The organism is Enterovirga sp. CN4-39, assembly GCF_049446235.1.
Taxonomy (GTDB): Bacteria; Pseudomonadota; Alphaproteobacteria; order Rhizobiales; family Beijerinckiaceae; genus Enterovirga.
The window spans coordinates 115,740-133,783 of record NZ_JBMSEF010000008.1 but is presented as its reverse complement, the minus strand read 5'-3'; the positions used below and the strand labels follow the sequence as shown (position 1 = coordinate 133,783).

Annotated in this window: 16 protein-coding genes; 7 read left to right on the top strand and 9 right to left on the bottom strand. The window is 69.1% G+C overall.

What is annotated here, in order from left to right; translation table 11 throughout:
* Complete coding sequence (gene secA, locus ACO2SS_RS14920) at positions 1 to 2,832, bottom strand: preprotein translocase subunit SecA (protein ID WP_423278466.1); 2,832 nt, start codon at positions 2,830 to 2,832, stop codon at positions 1 to 3.
* 120 nt (positions 2,833 to 2,952) lie between these two features.
* Here secA and ACO2SS_RS14915 point away from each other — a divergent pair, with 120 nt between their 5' ends.
* The 5 genes from ACO2SS_RS14915 to ACO2SS_RS14895 all read left to right on the top strand — a co-directional run bounded on the left by ACO2SS_RS14915 (position 2,953) and on the right by ACO2SS_RS14895 (position 7,173).
* On the top strand, positions 2,953 to 3,774 hold the full coding sequence (locus tag ACO2SS_RS14915) for a histidine phosphatase family protein (protein ID WP_423278465.1): 822 nt from the start codon (positions 2,953 to 2,955) through the stop codon (positions 3,772 to 3,774).
* On the top strand, positions 3,774 to 4,652 hold the full coding sequence (locus ACO2SS_RS14910) for an NAD(P)H-hydrate dehydratase (RefSeq protein WP_423278464.1): 879 nt from the start codon (positions 3,774 to 3,776) through the stop codon (positions 4,650 to 4,652). Before ACO2SS_RS14915 ends, ACO2SS_RS14910 begins: the two co-directional genes overlap by 1 nt.
* A 9-nt stretch (positions 4,653 to 4,661) precedes the next feature.
* On the top strand, positions 4,662 to 4,961 hold the full coding sequence (locus tag ACO2SS_RS14905) for a nucleotidyltransferase family protein (RefSeq protein ID WP_423278463.1): 300 nt from the start codon (positions 4,662 to 4,664) through the stop codon (positions 4,959 to 4,961).
* A gap of 106 nt (positions 4,962 to 5,067) precedes the next feature.
* A complete protein-coding gene (locus ACO2SS_RS14900; RefSeq protein WP_423278462.1) occupies positions 5,068 to 5,985 on the top strand; it encodes a peptidylprolyl isomerase in 918 nt (305 codons plus the stop codon).
* 99 nt (positions 5,986 to 6,084) lie between these two features.
* Complete coding sequence (locus ACO2SS_RS14895) at positions 6,085 to 7,173, top strand: TRAP transporter substrate-binding protein (protein ID WP_423278461.1); 1,089 nt, start codon at positions 6,085 to 6,087, stop codon at positions 7,171 to 7,173.
* A gap of 61 nt (positions 7,174 to 7,234) precedes the next feature.
* Here the strand turns inward: ACO2SS_RS14895 and mutL are convergent, their stop codons facing one another.
* The 7 genes from mutL to lgt all read right to left on the bottom strand — a co-directional run bounded on the left by mutL (position 7,235) and on the right by lgt (position 14,688).
* Positions 7,235 to 9,046: a DNA mismatch repair endonuclease MutL gene (gene mutL, locus ACO2SS_RS14890; RefSeq protein WP_423278460.1), complete on the bottom strand. Its 1,812-nt coding sequence runs from the start codon at positions 9,044 to 9,046 to the stop codon at positions 7,235 to 7,237.
* A 12-nt stretch (positions 9,047 to 9,058) separates the two neighbouring features.
* Positions 9,059 to 10,381, bottom strand: a complete 1,323-nt coding sequence (locus ACO2SS_RS14885; RefSeq protein ID WP_423278459.1) for a glucose-6-phosphate isomerase — start codon at positions 10,379 to 10,381, stop codon at positions 9,059 to 9,061.
* 110 nt (positions 10,382 to 10,491) lie between these two features.
* The gene (locus tag ACO2SS_RS14880) at positions 10,492 to 11,121 is read right to left on the bottom strand and encodes a 2OG-Fe(II) oxygenase (RefSeq protein ID WP_423278458.1); all 630 of its coding nucleotides are present in this window, start codon (positions 11,119 to 11,121) and stop codon (positions 10,492 to 10,494) included.
* Positions 11,122 to 11,254: 133 nt separating this feature from the next.
* Positions 11,255 to 11,842, bottom strand: a complete 588-nt coding sequence (locus ACO2SS_RS14875) for a L,D-transpeptidase (RefSeq protein ID WP_423278457.1) — start codon at positions 11,840 to 11,842, stop codon at positions 11,255 to 11,257.
* A 115-nt stretch (positions 11,843 to 11,957) separates the two neighbouring features.
* A complete protein-coding gene (gene pgeF / locus ACO2SS_RS14870; RefSeq protein ID WP_423278456.1) occupies positions 11,958 to 12,734 on the bottom strand; it encodes a peptidoglycan editing factor PgeF in 777 nt (258 codons plus the stop codon).
* Positions 12,728 to 13,843: a class I SAM-dependent methyltransferase gene (locus ACO2SS_RS14865; protein WP_423278455.1), complete on the bottom strand. Its 1,116-nt coding sequence runs from the start codon at positions 13,841 to 13,843 to the stop codon at positions 12,728 to 12,730. The genes pgeF and ACO2SS_RS14865 overlap by 7 nt, the downstream gene beginning before the upstream one ends.
* The gene (lgt, locus tag ACO2SS_RS14860) at positions 13,840 to 14,688 is read right to left on the bottom strand and encodes a prolipoprotein diacylglyceryl transferase (RefSeq protein WP_423278454.1); all 849 of its coding nucleotides are present in this window, start codon (positions 14,686 to 14,688) and stop codon (positions 13,840 to 13,842) included. Before lgt ends, ACO2SS_RS14865 begins: the two co-directional genes overlap by 4 nt.
* A 157-nt stretch (positions 14,689 to 14,845) precedes the next feature.
* Here lgt and ACO2SS_RS14855 point away from each other — a divergent pair, with 157 nt between their 5' ends.
* Positions 14,846 to 15,121, top strand: a complete 276-nt coding sequence (locus tag ACO2SS_RS14855; protein WP_423278453.1) for an accessory factor UbiK family protein — start codon at positions 14,846 to 14,848, stop codon at positions 15,119 to 15,121.
* Positions 15,122 to 15,128: 7 nt separating this feature from the next.
* Here the strand turns inward: ACO2SS_RS14855 and ACO2SS_RS14850 are convergent, their stop codons facing one another.
* The gene (locus ACO2SS_RS14850; RefSeq protein ID WP_423278452.1) at positions 15,129 to 16,700 is read right to left on the bottom strand and encodes a putative bifunctional diguanylate cyclase/phosphodiesterase; all 1,572 of its coding nucleotides are present in this window, start codon (positions 16,698 to 16,700) and stop codon (positions 15,129 to 15,131) included.
* 308 nt (positions 16,701 to 17,008) lie between these two features.
* Here ACO2SS_RS14850 and ACO2SS_RS14845 point away from each other — a divergent pair, with 308 nt between their 5' ends.
* Positions 17,009 to 18,004 carry an NAD(P)-dependent oxidoreductase gene (locus ACO2SS_RS14845; RefSeq protein WP_423278451.1) on the top strand — a complete coding sequence of 332 codons (996 nt, stop codon included), beginning with the start codon at positions 17,009 to 17,011 and terminating at the stop codon, positions 18,002 to 18,004.
* Positions 18,005 to 18,044 lie beyond the last annotated feature (40 nt).

Genomic DNA, 18,044 nt, shown 5'->3' with positions numbered 1-18,044 from the left:
TCAGACCGTGAACCGGCCGTGGCAGTGCTTGTACTTCTTGCCCGAACCGCAGGGGCAGGGTTCGTTCCGGCCGACTCGGCCCCAGGTATTCGGATCCTCCGGATCGCGCTCCAGCACGGCCGTGTCGGCGCTCATCTCGGTGGCCGCGAAGCCGAGCGCGGGGCCCGCGCCGCCGAAGGAGCCGGTCGCGTGGCCGGAGGCGAACTCGTTCTCGCCGGTCGCAGGATCGAGATGTTCGGCGAACATCGGGGGCAGGCCTTCCGGCTCCGGCTCCTGGAACACGATCTCGACCCGCATCAGCTGGCCGGTCACCTGCTCGCGCAGATGCCCGATCATCTGGTTGAAGAGATCGAAGGCCTCGCTCTTGTACTCGTTCAGCGGATCGCGCTGGGCGTAGCCGCGCCAGCCGATCACCTGCCGCAGGTGATCCAGCGTCACGAGGTGCTCGCGCCACAGGTGGTCGAGCGACTGCAGGAGCACCTGCTTCTCGACATAGTTCATCACGTCCGGCGTGTTCCGCTCGACGCGCTCCGAGTAGGCGTCGTCCGACATCTTCCGGAGCCGCTCGCGGATCTCGTCCTCCGCGATGCCCTCTTCCTTGGCCCAGTCCTCGACCGGCGCATCGAGGTTCAGCACCTGGCCGACCGCCTCCTTCAGGCCGGCCGTATCCCATTGCTCCGGATAGGCGCCCGCCGGGATGTGGCGGGCGACGAGATCGTCGACCATGCCGTGGCGCATGTCGTCGATCGTCTCGCGCACGCTCTCCTCGCTCATGAACTCGCGGCGCTGCTCGAACACGACCTTGCGCTGGTCGTTCATGACGTTGTCGTACTTGAGGATGTTCTTGCGGATGTCGAAGTTGCGGGCCTCGACCTTCTGCTGTGCCTTCTCGACCGCACGGTTGATCCAGGGATGGACGATCGCCTCGTCCTCCTTGAGGCCCAGCTTGGTCAGCATGCCGTCCATGCGCTCGGATCCGAAGATCCGCATCAGGTCGTCCTGCAGCGACAGGTAGAACTTCGAGCGGCCCGGATCGCCCTGCCGGCCGGCGCGGCCGCGCAGCTGGTTGTCGATGCGCCGGCTCTCGTGCCGCTCCGTTCCGAGGATGTAGAGACCGCCCGCGGCCAGCACCCGCTCCTTGAACAAGGCGACCTCGGCCTCGATCTCGGCCCGCCGCCGGGTGCGTTCCTCCTCCGGCATCTCGCCCGCGAGCCCGAGTTCGTGCTCGACCCGCATCTTGGCGTTGCCGCCGAGCTGGATGTCCGTGCCGCGGCCGGCCATGTTGGTGGCGATGGTGATCATGCCGGGAACGCCGGCCTGGGCCACGATATGCGCCTCCTGCTCGTGGAAGCGGGCGTTCAGCACGGCGAAGATCCTGCGGTGCTCGCCTTTCCGGGCCGCATCGTAGAGCGGAGCGAGCGCGTTCGGGTCGGCGAAGTCCATCTGCGCGAAGCCGTCCTCCTTCAGGAGCTCGGCCAGGTATTCGGACTTCTCGATGGAGGTGGTGCCGACGAGCGTCGGCTGGCCGCGCTTTGCGGCCTCCGTGATCTCCCGGATGATGGCTTTGTACTTCTCGTTCGCCGTCCGGTAGACCTCGTCGTCCTCGTCCAGGCGCTGCACCGGCCGGTTCGTCGGGATCTCGACGACCTCGAGATTGTAGATCTCCTGGAACTCGTCCGCCTCGGTCGAGGCCGTGCCCGTCATGCCCGCGAGCTTGGCGTAGAGGCGGAAGTAGTTCTGGAACGTGATGGAGGCGAGCGTCTGGTTCTCGGGCTGGACCTGGACGCGTTCCTTCGCCTCCAGGGCCTGGTGCTGCCCTTCGGAATAGCGGCGGCCCGGCATCATGCGGCCGGTGAACTCGTCGATGATGACGACCTCGCCGTTGCGGACGATGTAATCCTTGTCGCGCTGGAACAGCTTGTGGGCCCGGAGCGCCTGGTTCACGTGGTGCACGAGCGTGATGTTGGTCGCGTCGTAGAGGTCGCCCTCCTTGAGGAGGCCCGCCTCGCGCAGCCACTCCTCGATCTTCTCGTTCCCGCTCTCGTTCAGCGAGACCGCCCGCTGCTTCTCGTCGAGGTCGTAATCCTCGCGTCCGAGGCGCGGGACGATCTCGTCGATCGCCAGATAGAGCTCGGAGCGGTCGTCGATCGGGCCGGAGATGATGAGCGGCGTCCGCGCCTCGTCGATGAGGATCGAGTCCACCTCGTCGACGATCGCGAAGTTGTGCCCGCGCTGGACCATCTGCGCGAAGTCGTACTTCATGTTGTCGCGCAGGTAGTCGAACCCGTATTCGTTGTTGGTCCCGTAGGTGATGTCGCAGGCGTAGGATTCGGCCCGCTGGGCATCGTCGAGCCCGTGCACGATCGTGCCGACGGTCAGGCCCAGGAAGCGGTAGACCTGGCCCATCCACTCCGCGTCGCGGGTGGCCAGGTAGTCGTTCACGGTGACGACGTGGACGCCCTTGCCCGAGAGCGCGTTCAGGTACACCGGCAGCGTGGCGACCAGCGTCTTGCCTTCGCCGGTCTTCATCTCCGAGATGCCGCCCTCGTGCAGCACCATGCCGCCGATGAGCTGCACGTCGAAATGGCGCTGGCCGAGCGTGCGCTTGGCGGCTTCCCGGACGGTCGCGAAAGCCGGGACCAGGATATCGTCCAGTGTCTTGCCGGCCGTGAGCTCGGCCCTCAGCTCGTCCGTGCGGGCGCGAAGCTGCTCATCGGAGAGCGCGGCCAGTTGAGGCTCCAGCGCGTTGATGGCCGCGACTTTCGGCGCATAGGTCTTCAGCCGCCGGTCATTGGCGGAGCCAAAAATCTTCTTGGCGAGAGCACCGAGCATCGCTGACCTGTAACCGAGGGTGTCTTGGGAGCCGGGCAGCGCTGCCCGCTTTGGCCGGCCTTATAGACATAAGAAGCGCGTCGCGCATCCGAAAGGCTTTCGGCCGAACGGCTGCGAGGCATGGCTACGGAACACGCGCGGGCGGTCATCGGTTTCGGCCCCGTTCATCGGGAAGACCTCATGCACCACGGCTGGCCTGAGCGCCTCTGGATCGTCCGGCATGGCGAGAGCGCCGGCAACGTGGCCCGGGCCGCCGCGACGGCGGCCGGGCTCGCCTGGATCGACATCGCCGAGCGCGACGTGGACGTTGATCTCTCCGCGCTGGGAGAGCGGCAGTCGCGCTCGCTCGGCCGCTGGTTCGCGGATTTGCCGCCCGACGACAGGCCGGAGGTCGTCGTGACGTCGCCCTATCGCCGGGCGCGGCGCACGGCCGAGATCGTCCGGCAGGTCGGCGGCTATCACCCCGACCACGAGCTCCTGATCGACGAGCGGCTGCGCGAGAAGGAGTTCGGCATCCTCGACCGGCTCACCACGGTCGGGATCCGCGAGCGCCACCCCGACCAGGCCGAGTTCCGCCGGATCCTCGGCAAGTTCTACCACCGGCCACCCGGCGGCGAGAGCTGGTGCGACGCGATCCTCCGGCTGAGGAGCGCGCTCGACACGATCGGCATCCGGCACTCGGGGCGGCGGGTGCTCGTGGTCAGCCACCAGGTCATCGTCCTGTGCATGCGCTACCTCGTCGAGAATATGACGGAGGAGCAGATCCTGGCGATCGACCGGGAGGGCGACGTCGCGAATTGCGGCCTCACCGAGTACCGCTTCGATCCCGAACTCGGAAAGGACGGGGGCCTGCGGTTGTCCCGGTACAACTTCACCGTCCCGCTCGAGGAGGAGGGCACCCCGGTGACGACGGAGCCGGATGCCAAGGTGGCGGCGGCCTGATGGGCGAGACCGTCACGCGCGGAGCGCTCGCCCGCATGCCCATCCCGCAGCCGAGCGGGGAGGGCGGCAAGGAGGAGCGAGGCCGTGTCCTCGTCGTCGCGGGCAGCCGGGAGTTGATCGGCGCGGCCATCCTGGCCGGGACTTCGGTCCTGCGCGTCGGGGCCGGGAAGCTCCAGTACAACTGCCCGGCGTCGATCGCCTTCCACCTCGGGACGGCCATGCCCGAGGCGCGGGCGGTCGGCTTGCCGGAGACGCCGTCCGGCGCGATCACGATCGAGGCCGCCGAGACGATCGCCCGGAACGCCGGGAAGTGCAGTGCCGTCCTGATCGGGCCGGGCCTCCTCGACGAGGAGGCGACGGGCGATCTCGTGGCCGAGTTGCTGTCCCGGATCGCGGATGTGCCCATCGTCCTCGATGCGGCCGCCATGATGGGCCTGAGGCGCCACCGGGACTTGCTGGACCGGCATGCGGGCCGCGTCGTGATCACGCCGCATGCGGGCGAGATGGCCGGCATGCTTGGGCGCGACAAGGAGGAGATCGAAGCGGACCCGGAGGCGGTCGCCCGCGAGGTCGCCGCCGACCTCGGCGTGGTGGTCGCCCTGAAGGGCGCCTGCTCCTACATCGCGGGGCCGGCGGGCGAGGCGTGGTCCTGCGCGCACGGCAATGTCGGCCTGGGAACTTCCGGCTCGGGGGACACGCTGGCGGGCCTCATCGCCGGGCTTCTCGGCCGCGGTGCGGATCCGGTCCGCGCGGTCGTCTGGGGCGTCTACCTCCATGGCGAGGCGGGCAACAGGCTGGCGAGTTCCCGCGGGCTCCTCGGCTATCTCGCGCGCGAGATCCCGGACGAGGTCCCGTCCATCCTGGCCGAGTTGTGCTAAGCTGAGGCCATGACACGCGATGAAGCCGTCGCACGCTTGAGGAGCATCGAGCCGGAGCTTCGCGCCTTCGGCGTCGAGCACCTCTATCTCTTCGGCTCGGTTGCCCGAAACGAGGCCCATGGACGGTCCGACCTCGATGTCTTCGTCGAGCCGGCGGACAAGGATTTTCTCCGGTTCGACAACTTCATGGGTCCGTTTGCCCTCATCGAGGAAGCGTTCCCCGAGACGCCGATTGGCTACAGCACGCGCAACGGGCTCTCCGTCTACGTACGGGGGGCCGCAGAGCGAGAAGCCGTCCGGGTGTTCTGATTCCCGGAGCGCTCGTGCGACCCTGCCGCCTGAGGGCCCAGTCTTGCCATCTTCCTGGAACTAATCCACCTCTCCCCGACCCGGCGCAGGCCAGCAGGAACACGTCATGCCGTCACGTCTCACCACGCTTCTGCGCACGACCGCGCTTGCGGCGGGCTTCGCCCTCCCGCTGGCCGCGCTTGCGCAGCCCGCCCCGGCTCCGGCGACCCCGCCGGCACCTGCCGCTGCCCAGCCCGCCGATCCCAGCAAGGTGATCGCGAAGGTGGGCGGCCAGACGATCACGGAAGGCGACCTCGCCATCGCGGCGGAGGATCCGGCCCTGCAGCTTCCGGGCACGGACGAGAAGCAGAAGCGCGACATCCTGGTCGGCTATGTGATCGATCTGAAGCTCGGTGCGCAGGCGGCCGAGGCCGCGAAGCTGGCCGATTCGCCCGACTTCAAGCGCCGCCTCGCCTACATGCGGGACAAGCTCCTGGTGGACGAATATCTCGAGCAGGAGAGCAAGAAGGCCGTCAATCCGGCGGCGGCGCGCAAGCTCTACGACGATACCGTCAAGGAGATGAAGCCCGAGGAGGAGGTGCGGGCCCGCCACATCCTCGTCGAGGACGAAGACGAGGCGAAGAAGGTCGCGGCGCGCGTGAAGGGCGGCGAGGACTTCGCTAAGGTCGCGGCCGAGGTGTCGAAGGACCCGGGCTCCAAGGCCGAAGGCGGCGAGCTGGGCTTCTTCACCAAGGACCGGATGGTCGAGCCTTTTGCCGAGGCTGCCTTCAAGATGAAGCCGAAGGAGATTTCCGACCCGGTGAAGAGCCAGTTCGGCTGGCACGTCATCCAGGTCGAGGAGCGGCGCGCCAAGCCGCAGCCGACCTTCGAGGAGCTGAAGGACCAGATCGACCAGTATCTCACCCGCAAGGCGCAGCAGGACGTCGTCCTGGCTCTGCGGAAGAACGGCAAGGTCGAGCGGCTCGATCAGCCGGCGGCCGCTCCGGCGACCCCGGCCCCAGCGACGCCCGCCGCGCCCAAATAGAGGGCACTTTCCAAGGTAGGGGTCGACAAAGCCGGACGCTCCCGCAAAGTTCCCTGTGACACCGGTCCGGTGTCCCAAGAATTCAGGGAAACGTCCGCAATGAAACGTCGTCAGTTCCTCCAGGCCGGCTCCGTCGGCCTGGCGGCCGCTAGCGTTGCCGCGCCCGCGATCGCGCAGTCCAATCCGGAGATCCGCTGGCGGCTCTCCTCCACCTTCCCGAAATCCCTCGATACGCTCTACGGCGCGTCGGAGACCTTCTCGAAGCTCGTCAGCGAGCTGACCGACGGCAAGTTCCAGATCCAGCCTTTCGCGGCAGGCGAGATCGTCGGCATGCCGCAGGCGCTCGATGCGGTCTCGAACGCCACCGTCGAGATGATCCACGGTCCGGGCTACTACTATGTCGGGAAGGACCCGGCCCTCGCCCTGATCGCCGACACGCCCTTCATCATGAACGTCCGGCAGCGCAATGCCTGGCTTCACGCGGGCGGCGGCCAGGAACTCGTGAACGAGTACCTCACCAAGTACAATGTCCATACGCTGCAGGGTGGCAACACGGGCACCCAGATGGGCGGCTGGTTCCGCAAGGAGGTGAAGACCGTCGCCGATCTGCAGGGGCTGAAGTTCCGCATCGCGGGCCTCGCTGGCCAGGTCATGGCCAAGCTCGGGGTCGTCCCGCAGCAGATCCCGGGGGGCGACATCTATCCGGCCCTGGAGCGGGGCACGATCGACGCCGCCGAATGGGTCGGCCCCTATGACGACGAGAAGCTCGGCTTCGCCAAGGTCGCGCCCTACTACTACTATCCCGGGTTCTGGGAGGGCGCGCCGACCACCCATTTCTGGATCAACAAGCCGAAATGGGACGAGCTGCCGAAGCTCTACAAGCAGATCATGTACACGGCCGCCATCCAGGCCGGCATGGAGATGACGGCCAAGTACGACGCCCGCAACCCGGCGGCGCTCCGGCGCCTGGTGGCGCAGGGCGCCCAGCTCAGGCCCTTCAGCCAGGAGATCATGGAGGCCGGGTTCAAGGCGTCCAACGAGATCTATGACGAGCTCTCGGCCAAGAACCCGGACTTCAAGAAGATCTACGAGCACCAGCGGGCATTCCGGAACGAGGAATATCTCTGGTGGCAGCTGGCCGAGTACTCCTTCGATACCTTCATGATCCGGGCGCGCGCCCGGAACTAGGCTCCTCGCGATCCTGGCGGGCCGCCGGCTGTTCCGGCGGCTCGCTCCCGGCGACGTCGCGTCAGCGGCGGCCGAACAGCCGCTCGATGTCGGAGAGCTTCAGCTCGACATAGGTCGGGCGGCCGTGGTTGCACTGCCCGGAGAGCGGCGTCGCCTCCATCTGGCGCAGCAGAGCGTTCATCTCCGGCGGGCTGAGCCGCCGGCCCGCCCGGATCGAGCCATGGCACGACATCCGTGACAGGATGGCGTCGAGCCGCTCCGCGATCGGCGCCCCGCCCGGTCCGCCCTCGGCCATGGCGTCCGCGACGTCGCGCAGCAGGGCAGCAGCCGACCCACCGGCGAGCGCGGCCGGCACCTCGCGAACGAGAAGCGCCCCGGGCCCGAAGGGCTCGACGGCGAGGCCGAGGCCGAGCAGTTGCTCCGCTTCGCCGAGGATCCGGCCCGCATCCACGGGGTCGAGCTCGACCACCTCGGGGATGAGCAACGGCTGGCGCGCGATGCCGCTGCCGGCGCGCTCCGCCTTCAGCCGCTCGTAGACGAGGCGCTCGTGCGCGGCGTGCTGGTCGACGATGACGATGCCGTCGCCAGTCTGGGCGACGATGTAGGTCTCGTGCAGTTGCGCGCGCGCGGCGCCAAGCGGGGCCTCGTCCGCGTCCTCCGGCAAGGCCGGAGCGGTGCGGATGTCGGCGCTCGGCTCGAAGGCCGCGAAGCTCGCCTGCGCGGCCTCGCCAAAGCCGTTCGAAGGCGGGAGGGGCGCCTGCCAGCTTTCTCCGCCGAACCCCGCCGCCGGCCGCGGCGGCGCGGACCAGCCCGTGCCGCCATTGGGCCGCAGCCGGTCCAGGGTACGCAGCCCCCCGGTGCTCGCCGCACGATGGCCCGCCCGGGTGAGGGCGTCCCGGATCGCCGAGACCACGAGGGAGCGGACGAGGCCCGGATCGCGGAAACGGACCTCGGTCTTGGCCGGATGCACGTTCACGTCGACGAGCTGCGGATCGCAATCGAGCGCGAGCGCCAGGACGGGGTGGCGGTCGCCCGCCATCGTGTCGGCATAGGCGCCGCGCACGGCGGACAGGAGGAGCTTGTCGCGCACCGGCCGGCCGTTCACGACGAAATGGATGTGGGTCCCGGCCCCGCGGTGAAAGGTCGGCAGCCCGACATGGCCGGAGAGCATGAGGTTCTCCCGCTCGGCCCGGAGTTCGACGGCATTCGCCGTGAAGTCGGAGCCGAGCACGCGCGCGGCGCGGCGGAGAAAGCCCTCCGGCGTCGCTGCCTCCGGCGGGAGGGAGAGGAACGAGAGATGGTCGCCGGAGAGCGACAGGCGCAGCGTGGGATGCGCTATCGCGAGCCGCCGCACGATCTCGGCCGCGGCCAGTGCCTCGGCCCGGTCGGATTTCAGGAACTTGAGACGGGCCGGTGTGGCGGCGAAAAGGTCCTTCACCTCGATGCGGGTGCCGTGCGCAGCGGAAGCCGGCCGCACGGCACCCTTGCGGCCCGCATCGACCGTGATGGCGGCGCCGGTGGGATCGTCCGCCTGCCGGGTGAGGATGGTGAGATGCGCGACAGCGCCGATCGAGGGCAGCGCCTCGCCGCGGAAGCCGAGCGTGCGGATGGTCGCGAGATCGCCGTCCGGGAGCTTCGAGGTCGCGTGGCGCTCGACGGCGAGGTCGAGATCCTCCGGGCTCATGCCGCGCCCGTCGTCGACGACGCGGACGAGGCGGCGCCCGCCCGCCTCGACCGTGACCTCGATCGTGCGCGCGCCGGCATCGATGGCGTTCTCGACGAGCTCTTTTACGACCGCCGCCGGCCGCTCGACGACCTCGCCGGCCGCGATGCGGTCGACCAGGACGGGATCCAGGCGGCGGACAGCACTCATCTCCGCCTGATATCAGGCCTGGCTCTCGGCAAGATACTTCTTTGCCAGGATCTTTCCTTCCTCGACGGCCGGCTGATCGAACGGGTCGATCCCGAGCGCGTAGCCGGTGAGGATCGTCTCCAGCATGAAATGCATGGTCAGCTCGCCCATGGCCCGCGCATCGAGCGTGTCGATCTCGATGCGGCGGACCGGGCGGCGGTTGCGCGCGAGCGTGTCCGCGGTGGCCCGGCCCTGGGCGGCCACGAGGTCGCCGATCGCCCGGCCGGCGAAGCCCGGTTCGCCCGCCCGCTCCGCCAGAGCCGGATCCATGACGGGGCCCTCGCCCGCCACGGCGGTCGTGATGACCGTGAACACCTTGTCGTTCGGGCCCGCGAGATAGAGCTGGAGCTGGCTGTGCTGGTCGACCGGCCCGATAGCGGCCACCGGCTGCGAGCCGCGGCCTTCCTTGCCCAGGCTCTCCGCCCAGAGCTGGACCCACCATTTCGTCAGCCGCTCGAGCCTGTCTGCATAGGCCATCATCACGTGGATGCCGCGCTGCTCCAGCGCCGCCGCGATCGCGAGGGCGGCGCCCTCTCCGGCCGGGGTCTCGCCCACGGCAGCCCCCTCCCGCACGGGAGCCAGCGCCGCCGCGGCGCCCGCCCGGATCTCCCGGATGTCGAGCCCCAGGATGGCGGCGGGCAGCAGCCCGACATTGGTCAGGACCGAGTAGCGCCCGCCGACCCCGGTGTGATGGTCCAGGAAGCGCACGCCCTCCGGCTCGAGCAGGTCCCGCAGCGCGTTCTTGCCGTTGGGCTTCCGCGGCTCGGAGAGGCCGAGGAGAAGCTCGCCCGCGCGGCCGCGCAACCCGGCGCGGTCCAGGGCCGACAGCACGGCCATGGTCTGCATCAGCGTCTCGCCCGTGCCGCCCGATTTCGAGATGGCGACGAAGCGGCTCGTCTCGAGCGGGAGCCGCTCCAGCAGCCGCCCGAAGGTGATCGGGTCGAGATTGTCCATGAAGTGGAGCCGCGGGCCCTCGGTGAAGCGGCCGATTCCCGGCACCCCCCAATCGGCGATCTGCGCGAGCGTCTGGCCGCCGAGGCTGGAACCGCCCGTCCCGAGCAGCACGACGTCGGTCGCGCCGTCCTTCACGGTGCGGGCCGCGTCCTCGATCGCGGCGAGATCCGATTGCTCGCCGGGGAGCTGCAGCAGCGCGAGCCTGCCGGTATCGAAGTCCTCGCGCAGGCGGCCGAGCGCGCCCGTCACGCCGGCAAGGCCGGCCTCGAAGGCAGTGCGCGGAAGGCCGCCCACGCCAATCTGCGCCTCGAGTGCGAGTTCGACATTCTGTTTCAGGGCCATTCGGCACGTTCCCCCAAAGGCCGCAGCCCCTCAACGGGGAGCGCGGCCGTTTCGCATCTGCCAGTAGTGCTTTCCGGCGGCCGCGGGAACTCCCGCGGCACGGCCGCCGCTCAGCGCCCGAAGATGCCCTTCAGGAACTGAGACACCCGGTTACGCTTCTTCTTGCGTTCCAGTTCCGCGGCATCGGCGATCCAGGCGACCTGAACCACCCTCCGCTCGCCGGCGAAGGGGCGGTGCCCGTGCCAAGACTTGTCGCTCCGCAGGAAGGCGAAGACGGTTCCCATGGTGGGCGGCACCTCGGCCGCATAGGGCTCGAAATTCTGCCCGTCGTAGAGGACGCGCAGCCGCCCGCCGGCATCGTCCTCCCACGCCTCGTTCATGTAGACGAGCATCGTCATCACCTTGGACGGGCCGTCCGTGTGGATGGCGCCGTATTTCGGCTGACTGCGCTTCATGATGGTGGTGAGCCGCGGAAAGCCGTGCAGGTCCCGCCCGAATTGCGTGGACAGTTCCTCCGTCAGCTCGGGCCCTTCCAACTCCTCGATGAGGGTCGCGAAGCTGCCTCGGAGCTGTACGTTGTCGACCGTCAGGTAGCCGGGTTTCTCGATCGGCGGAAAATCGCGCTTGATGCCCTCGATCGCCTCGTTCCGCAGGAAGCTGTCCCCGAGCAGGAAGTCGTACGGCTCCGTCGACCTGCTGGCGGTCCGGATGGCATCGAGGTTGAGCACGGAGAGCGCCATGGCGAAGCCGATCCGTCCTGAGGTCGCTCGAGGAGCCTCGAATAGAATCGCGGCACGATCGTGATCGCAAGCCGGAGATCCGCGAGCGAGGTCGTCCCCCGCTCGCGGACTGCCCGTCCGGCCAAAGCAAAGATCAGTTGAGGACGACGACCTTCGCACCGACCTTCACGCGGCTGTACAGGTCGATCACGTCCGCATTGGTCATCCGGATGCAGCCGGAGGAGACGGCCTGGCCGATGGTCTCCGGCTCGTTCGAGCCGTGGATGCGGTAAAGCGAGGACCCGAGATAGAGGGCGCGGGCGCCGAGCGGATTGTCGGGACCGCCCGACATGTAGCGCGGCAGGTCGGGCCGGCGGCGCAGCATCTCGGCCGGCGGCGTCCAGCTCGGCCATTCGCGCTTGGCGGTGACGCGTTTCGTGCCGGTCCACTCGAAGCCCGGCCGGCCGACCCCGATGCCATACTCGATCGCCTCGCCGGGGCGGGTCACGTAGTAGAGGCGGCGGGCGCTCGTGGAGATCACGATCGTGCCCGGCCCGAATTGCTCTGAGATCTCCACCCGCTGACGCGGGATCGGGGATGCCTGCGGACGATAATCGTCGAGATACTGGATCTCGCGGCTGTTCAACGGGTCCGACCACCAGTTCGACTGGGCGGAAGCGGGTTGGGAAGCGGCGGCCACGCCGAGGGCGATGCCGGCCATCGCGAGAAGCGCATGACGCATGACGAAGTATTCCCGAGTGGTGGAGCGACCCAGCAGGTCGTCGTTATGGCTTCATAACGCCACAGCCACGCTTCGGGTTTCATTGTACCGCGCTGGGATTGCTGGCAGGTGCCGCCTAGTCTTCCGTTTCGAGGCTTATTGCCGAGATCAACCGGCCATAATCCGGCTCTCCGCGGTGGGTTGCGCGCCGATAACTGTAAAATCGTAATTCATCGGAATAGGTGCAGAGCCCAAGCGAGGTAGCTCGTCCGATCCGGCAGTTTTCGAGACGGTGCATGATGAAAGCCGGCAAGTCGAAATAGGCGTGGCCGTCCCGCTCGCTTGGCCGGAAGAAGGCCGCATATCCCTCGTCCGCTTCGTGGAAACGGGCGACGAATTCCGGCCCGACTTCGTAGGCGTTCGGGCCGATCGTCGGCCCGAGCACCGCGACGATGTCGCCGCGCGCGGCGCCGAGCTCCTCCATCCGGGCGATCGTCGCCTCCAGCACACCCGTGAAGGCGCCCTTCCACCCGGCATGGGCCGCGCCGATGACGCCCGCCTTCGCATCGGCGAAGAGCACCGGCCCGCAATCGGCGCTCGCGACCGCGACCGCGAGGCCGGGTTTGCGCGTCACCATCGCGTCCGCCTTCGGGCGCTCGTCCGGCCGCCAGGGCCTGTCCACCACGATCACGTCTGGAGAGTGGATCTGGTAGAGGCTGAGGAGCCGATCGGGCTCGACGCCTACCGCTCCGGCCATGCGGGCCCGGTTCTCCGCGACGGCCTTCGGATCGTCCGCGGAGCCGACGCCGCCGTTGAGCGAGGCATAGATGCCGCCCGACGCGCCGTCCTGCCGCGTGAAGAAGGCATGCCGGACGCGGCGAAGCCCCGCGAGTTCGGGTGCCTGGATCAGCATGTCGTCTCCAGCTCGGATCCTGATTGCGCCTTCGCGGGTACTGGTATGAGCCCCGGCACGGACGGAAGGCCCGGATGCGAGAAGGCCATGACCTTGAAGAGGGTTCCCATCTGGGTCGGGTCGGTCAGGCGCCTTGAAGCCGCATCGATCGCGGCAGCCTGGCCCGGCGAGGCGCGGCGCTTCAGCTGGTTCGCCCGCGCCTCGATGCCGAGCGTGCGCAGGAACTCGCCCTGGGTCGTCGGTCCGTGCAGGCGCGTGCCGGCCTGGGTGCAGATCCGCGCCAAGGCCTCGAAATCGACATGCGCCGTCAGGTCGGCTTCGCCAGGATCGGCGAGCGGATCGGCGAATTGATGGGAGCGGACGGCCTGCAGCGTATCGCCCGGCGCGGTGCGGAGATGGCCGTAATCGATCACCAGCGCGGCCCCGCCATCGCGCGACAGCCGCCCGGCGAGCTGCCCGACGATGGCGAGGGCCGGTTCGTTGATCTCGATCACCTCGCCTGCATTTCCGGGAATACGGATCCGCGCATCGGGATCGGGCGCGAGCCCGAAGGCCAGCGCATCGTCCTGAGCCAGGCCGACGAGGCGCTCGTGCCAGCCCCGCTCCGCCCGGACGAATTGCCGGACCGGCAGGGCGTCGAAGAATTCGTTGGCAAGGATGATGGCCGGCCCCTCCGGCACCGTTTCGAAGCGATCGTGCCACGCGACGGGGTGTCCGGACCGGGCCAGCGTCCGTTCCTGCGCGCTGCGCAGGGCCGGGCTCGTCTCGACGAGGTGGATGGCCAGCGCGTCCGGAAATCCCGGCATCGCCCGCGCGGCGCGGAGGGCGTCCGCCATCAGGGTGCCGCGCCCAGGCCCGAGCTCCACCAGGGCGACGCGCGGCGGCCGGCCCATCAGGGACCAGGTCTCCGCCGCCCAGAGCCCGAGCAGCTCGCCGAACATCTGGCTGATCTCGGGCGAGGTCGTGAAATCGCCTGCGGCCCCGAGCGGATCGCGGGTCGGGTAGTAGCCGAAGCGGGGATGCCCGAGCGCGAGCGCCATGAAGCGCTCGACCGTGATCGGCCCTTCGGCCGCGATGATGCTCCGGATCTCGCGCTCGAGCGGCGTCACGCCGGCGCCTCGAGGCGGGACGGCCGGGGCCGGGTCCAGCCCCGCGCCGCGATCACGATGATCACCACGCCGGCCGCCGCCATCGGGATGGACAGCAGCTGCCCCATGGTGGTGCCGCCGAACAGGAAGCCGAGCTGCGGGTCGGGCTCGCGGAAGAACTCGCAGACGATCCGGGCGAGCGCGTAGCCGACCACGAAGATTCCGCCCACGAGCCCGGGCCGGCGGAACCCGAACATCCGGACGGCGATCGCCATGACGACGAGCAGCAGCAGCCCTTCGGAGAAGGCCTCGTAGAGCTGGCTGGGATGGCGCGGTACGTCGCCCCCGAGCGGGAACACGACACCCCAGGGCAGATCTGGCGCCGGCCGGCCCCAGAGCTCGCCATTGACGAAATTCGCCACCCGTCCCGTGAACAGCCCGATCGGCGCGACCGTTGCCGCGACGTCCAGCATCGCGAGCGCGTTCAGCTTGCGGGCGCGGGCGAACAGCACGATGGCCAGGATCGTCCCGATCAGGCCGCCGTGGAACGACATCCCGCCGCGCCATACGGTGAGGATCTCGGCCGGGTGCTCGAGATAGCTCCCCAGATTGTAGAACAGGACGTAGCCGAGGCGGCCCCCGAGCACGATCCCGAGCGCGATCCAGACGATCTGGTCGTCCATGTCAGTCTGCGTCGGCCGGCGCGTGTCGCCCCAGAGGGCAGCGTTCGCGGCGAGCCGGCGCGAGTACCACCAGCCGAGCACGATGCCCGCCACGTAGGAGAGCGCGTACCAGCGGATGGCGAAGGGCCCCACGGCGATGGCTACGGGGTCGATATGAGGAAAGGGGATCGCAAGAAGCGGCATGTCTGGTCCGGTGCGAGTCGCCCGCCGACGGGATGTCTCCCGCGCTGGCCGGGACCGTCAACCCCGCGGGGCGCACGGAAGCTGTTGCGGGACGGCGTGCCGCGCCTCATCTAGGGCCGAGGCCGGCTCGCCGGCGAACTGCACGAGGGAAAGCGCAATGGCCGGAACGAGCCGCCTGATGGACGATTTGGCTCGCCTGATGACCGACGCGGCGGGGGCGGCTCAGGGCGTCCGGCGCGAGGTGGAGACGGCCGTGAAGGCCCAGGTCGAGCGCATCCTGCGCGACATGGATGTGGCGACGCGGGAGGAGGTCGACGTGCTGCGCGACATGGTCGCGACCCTCCGGGCCGAGAACGAGGCGCTCGAGGCCCGCGTGAAGGCGCTCGAGGGCGGGTCGAAGCCGCTGCCCGATCCGACTTCGGGTTTCGCCTGACCGGCGGTCAGGCTGCGGCGAGGCGGTCCCGATCGGAAGGGGGCGTCGTCGCCTCGATCAGCCGGGCCGCGTCCGTGGCGGGCACCGGGGCGCCGAACAGGTAGCCCTGCCCGTAGGTGCAGCCGCGGTCGGCCAGCCATTCCGAATTCCGCCTGTTCTCGATCCCCTCGGCCGTCGTCAGGATGCCGAGGCTGTTGCCGAGGCCGATGATGGCGCTGATGATCTTCGCGCTCTCCTCGTTCTCGAGCGACTGCACGAAGGAGCGGTCGATCTTGATCTTGTCGAACTTCAGCTCGCGCAGGTGGTAGAGGCTCGAATAGCCGGTGCCGAAATCGTCCAGGGCGATCGACACGCCCGCGCTCTGCAGCACGCCGAGCGTGGCGCGCGTCACGTCCAGGTCGTTGGTCAGCGCCGATTCCGTGATCTCGATCTCGAGCCGGCGCGGGTCGAACCCGGTCTCGCGCAAAGTGGAGAGAAGGCGGGCGGCCAGCAGCCGGTCCTTGAACTGGCAGGGTGAGATGTTCACCGAAAGCCCGAGCCGCGCGGGCCAGGACCGCGCGTCGAGGCAGGCCTGGCGAAGCAGGCTGTAGCAGAGCTCCGTGATCACGCCGGTATCTTCGGCGAGCGGGATGAAGACGTCCGGAGGAATGATGCCCCGCTGCGGGTGATACCAGCGCGCGAGGACCTCGAAGCCGAGGAGCCTATGGGTCGCGAGGTCCACCAGCGGCTGGTAATGGGGCCGGATCTGCCCGGCCTGGATCGCCGAGCGGAGCGCGATCTCGAGCGTCACCCGCTCCTTCAGCTCCTCGTCCATCCGCTGTTCGTAGAACCGGAAGGTCCCGCGGCCTTCCCGCTTGGCGCGGTACATGGCGATATCGGCTGCCCGTAGCAGCGCCTCGGCGTCCTCGCCATCGCCCGGGAAGAGCGCGATGCCGATCGTCGCCCCGACGTCGATCCTGGCGCCTTCCCAGTAGATCGGGTCCGACAGCCGCGTGATCGTCTGCTGCGCGAACCGGATCAGCTCGCCGCTGCGTGCCTCCTCGGGAAGAAAGATGGAGAACTCGTCGCCGCCGAGCCGGGCCGCGATGGCTCCCTTGGGCAGCAGCGCCGTCAGCCGCTCCGCCACCTCGCACAGGACGGCGTCTCCGACAGCGTGGCCATAGACGTCGTTCACCGGCTTGAACCGGTCGAGGTCGATCAGGATGGCGGACGAGGGCGTGCGCAGCGGGTTCGCGGCGGTCGCGGCCTCGACCGTCTCGATCAGCATGCGCCTGTTGGGCAGGGCGGTCAGAGCGTCGCGGCGCGCGATCGAGAGGGCGTTCTGCTCCGCCGCCTCGCGGGCCCGCATCTCCCGCCGAAGCCGGACGGACTTCATGACGGACGCGATCCCGAGGGCGAAGCTCATCAGGAAGCCGAGGAAGATGACCCCCCACAGGCCATAGCCGACGACCGCCCTTTCCATGGCGGCGAAGATGCCCAGGGTATCGCCGATCAGCCACAGGCAGGATGCGATCGCGAGCATGCAGGCGAGCTCGTAGAGCTCTCCCTTCTTGAGCGCCTTGTCCCGCGCCTCGGCCATCTGGCTCTCCGCCTCGATCCATCCCGGACCATGCAGGCTCTAACTTGTCCAAAGCTGAATCGTGGGCCGGCAATTCGACCTAACGTTAATTGCGAGTGATCGGAGTGCATCAGTCTGGAAACGCCGCGCGCGAAGTGCCGCGACGTCTCTGGGCTTCCTTCGGCCGAGCGCCGGCTCCCCGCCGAGCGACTTGCCGAGGTCTTCCGTTCGGGAGGTTGCGGGCGGCGCCCGCCGCCGCGGCAGGCTTCGGCTTGCATGCGCGAGCCGGCGCTGTCTTACGATCGGCGCAGGCTGGGGGAATTCATGCCATGGGGCCCATCTTTCTGAGCCACGCGCCGGACATGCTGGAGAAGTACTACGGCGAGCGTGCTTTGGCGGCGTTGCGCCGCCTCGGCGAGGTGAGGCTCAACCCGACCGGCGGGGTGCTCGACGCGGCCGGCCTTGCCCTTCATGCCCGCGGCTGCCCGATCATCGTCTCGGACCGGCAGACCGCCGCTCCGGCCGAGTTCTTCGCGACGGCTCCGGACCTGGTGGCGCTCCTCCGCTGCGCGGTCGACATCCGGAACATCGATGTCGAGGCCGCGGGCCGTCACGGGGTCCTCGTGACCCGCGCGACGCCCGGCTTCACGGCCGCGGTCGCCGAGATGGCGATCGGCTTCATGATCGACCTTGCCCGCGGGATCTCGCGCTCCGCCGGCGAGTACCGCTCCGGGCAGGAGCCGGAAGCCCGCATGGGGCGGCAGCTCCGTGGCTCGACACTCGGGCTCATCGGCTTCGGGGCGATCTCGCAGGAACTCGCGCCCATGGCCGTCGCGCTCGGCATGAGCGTGCTGGTCTCCGATCCCTACAAGCAGGTCGACGCGCAGGGTCTGCGCCAGGTGGGCCTGCCGGACCTGCTGGCCCAATCGGATTTCGTCGTGTGCCTCGCCGTCGCGAACGACGAGACCGAAAACCTGATGGACGCGGACGCCTTCGGCCGGATGAAGCCGGGCGCCTTCTTCGTGAACCTGTCCCGCGGCAACCTCGTGGACGAGGCGGCGCTCGCGGCCGCTCTCGATTCCGGCCGCCTCGCCGGAGCCGCCATGGATGTCGGCCGCGCGCCCGACCAGAAGCCGTCACCCGAGCTGGCGAGCCGTCCGGACGTGATCGCGACGCCGCATATCGGCGGCCTGACCCCGCAGGCGATCGAGCATCAGTCCCTGGAGACCGTCGCGCAGGTCGAGGCGCTGCTGGCCGGGCGCGTTCCGGCCGGTGCCGTGAACGCCGACGCGGCCACGCGCCTCCCCCGGCTCGGTTCCCGGTAGGCGCGCGCGCCCCTCTCCGCTCATCCCGGCAAAAGCCGGG

Excerpts from the sequence above, each read along its gene's own strand:
- ACO2SS_RS14900 (WP_423278462.1), top strand. The coding sequence starts at position 5,068 with ATGCCGTCACGTCTCACCACGCTTCTGCGCACGACCGCGCTTGCGGCG.
- ACO2SS_RS14880 (WP_423278458.1), bottom strand. The coding sequence starts at position 11,121 with ATGGCGCTCTCCGTGCTCAACCTCGATGCCATCCGGACCGCCAGCAGG.
- ACO2SS_RS14915 (WP_423278465.1), top strand. The coding sequence starts at position 2,953 with ATGGCTACGGAACACGCGCGGGCGGTCATCGGTTTCGGCCCCGTTCAT.
- lgt (WP_423278454.1), bottom strand. The coding sequence starts at position 14,688 with ATGCCGCTTCTTGCGATCCCCTTTCCTCATATCGACCCCGTAGCCATC.
- ACO2SS_RS14845 (WP_423278451.1), top strand. The coding sequence starts at position 17,009 with ATGGGGCCCATCTTTCTGAGCCACGCGCCGGACATGCTGGAGAAGTAC.
- mutL (WP_423278460.1), bottom strand. The coding sequence starts at position 9,046 with ATGAGTGCTGTCCGCCGCCTGGATCCCGTCCTGGTCGACCGCATCGCG.
- ACO2SS_RS14895 (WP_423278461.1), top strand. The coding sequence starts at position 6,085 with ATGAAACGTCGTCAGTTCCTCCAGGCCGGCTCCGTCGGCCTGGCGGCC.
- secA (WP_423278466.1), bottom strand. The coding sequence starts at position 2,832 with ATGCTCGGTGCTCTCGCCAAGAAGATTTTTGGCTCCGCCAATGACCGG.
- ACO2SS_RS14905 (WP_423278463.1), top strand. The coding sequence starts at position 4,662 with ATGACACGCGATGAAGCCGTCGCACGCTTGAGGAGCATCGAGCCGGAG.
- ACO2SS_RS14910 (WP_423278464.1), top strand. The coding sequence starts at position 3,774 with ATGGGCGAGACCGTCACGCGCGGAGCGCTCGCCCGCATGCCCATCCCG.
- ACO2SS_RS14875 (WP_423278457.1), bottom strand. The coding sequence starts at position 11,842 with ATGCGTCATGCGCTTCTCGCGATGGCCGGCATCGCCCTCGGCGTGGCC.
- ACO2SS_RS14855 (WP_423278453.1), top strand. The coding sequence starts at position 14,846 with ATGGCCGGAACGAGCCGCCTGATGGACGATTTGGCTCGCCTGATGACC.
- ACO2SS_RS14885 (WP_423278459.1), bottom strand. The coding sequence starts at position 10,381 with ATGGCCCTGAAACAGAATGTCGAACTCGCACTCGAGGCGCAGATTGGC.
- pgeF (WP_423278456.1), bottom strand. The coding sequence starts at position 12,734 with ATGCTGATCCAGGCACCCGAACTCGCGGGGCTTCGCCGCGTCCGGCAT.
- ACO2SS_RS14850 (WP_423278452.1), bottom strand. The coding sequence starts at position 16,700 with ATGGCCGAGGCGCGGGACAAGGCGCTCAAGAAGGGAGAGCTCTACGAG.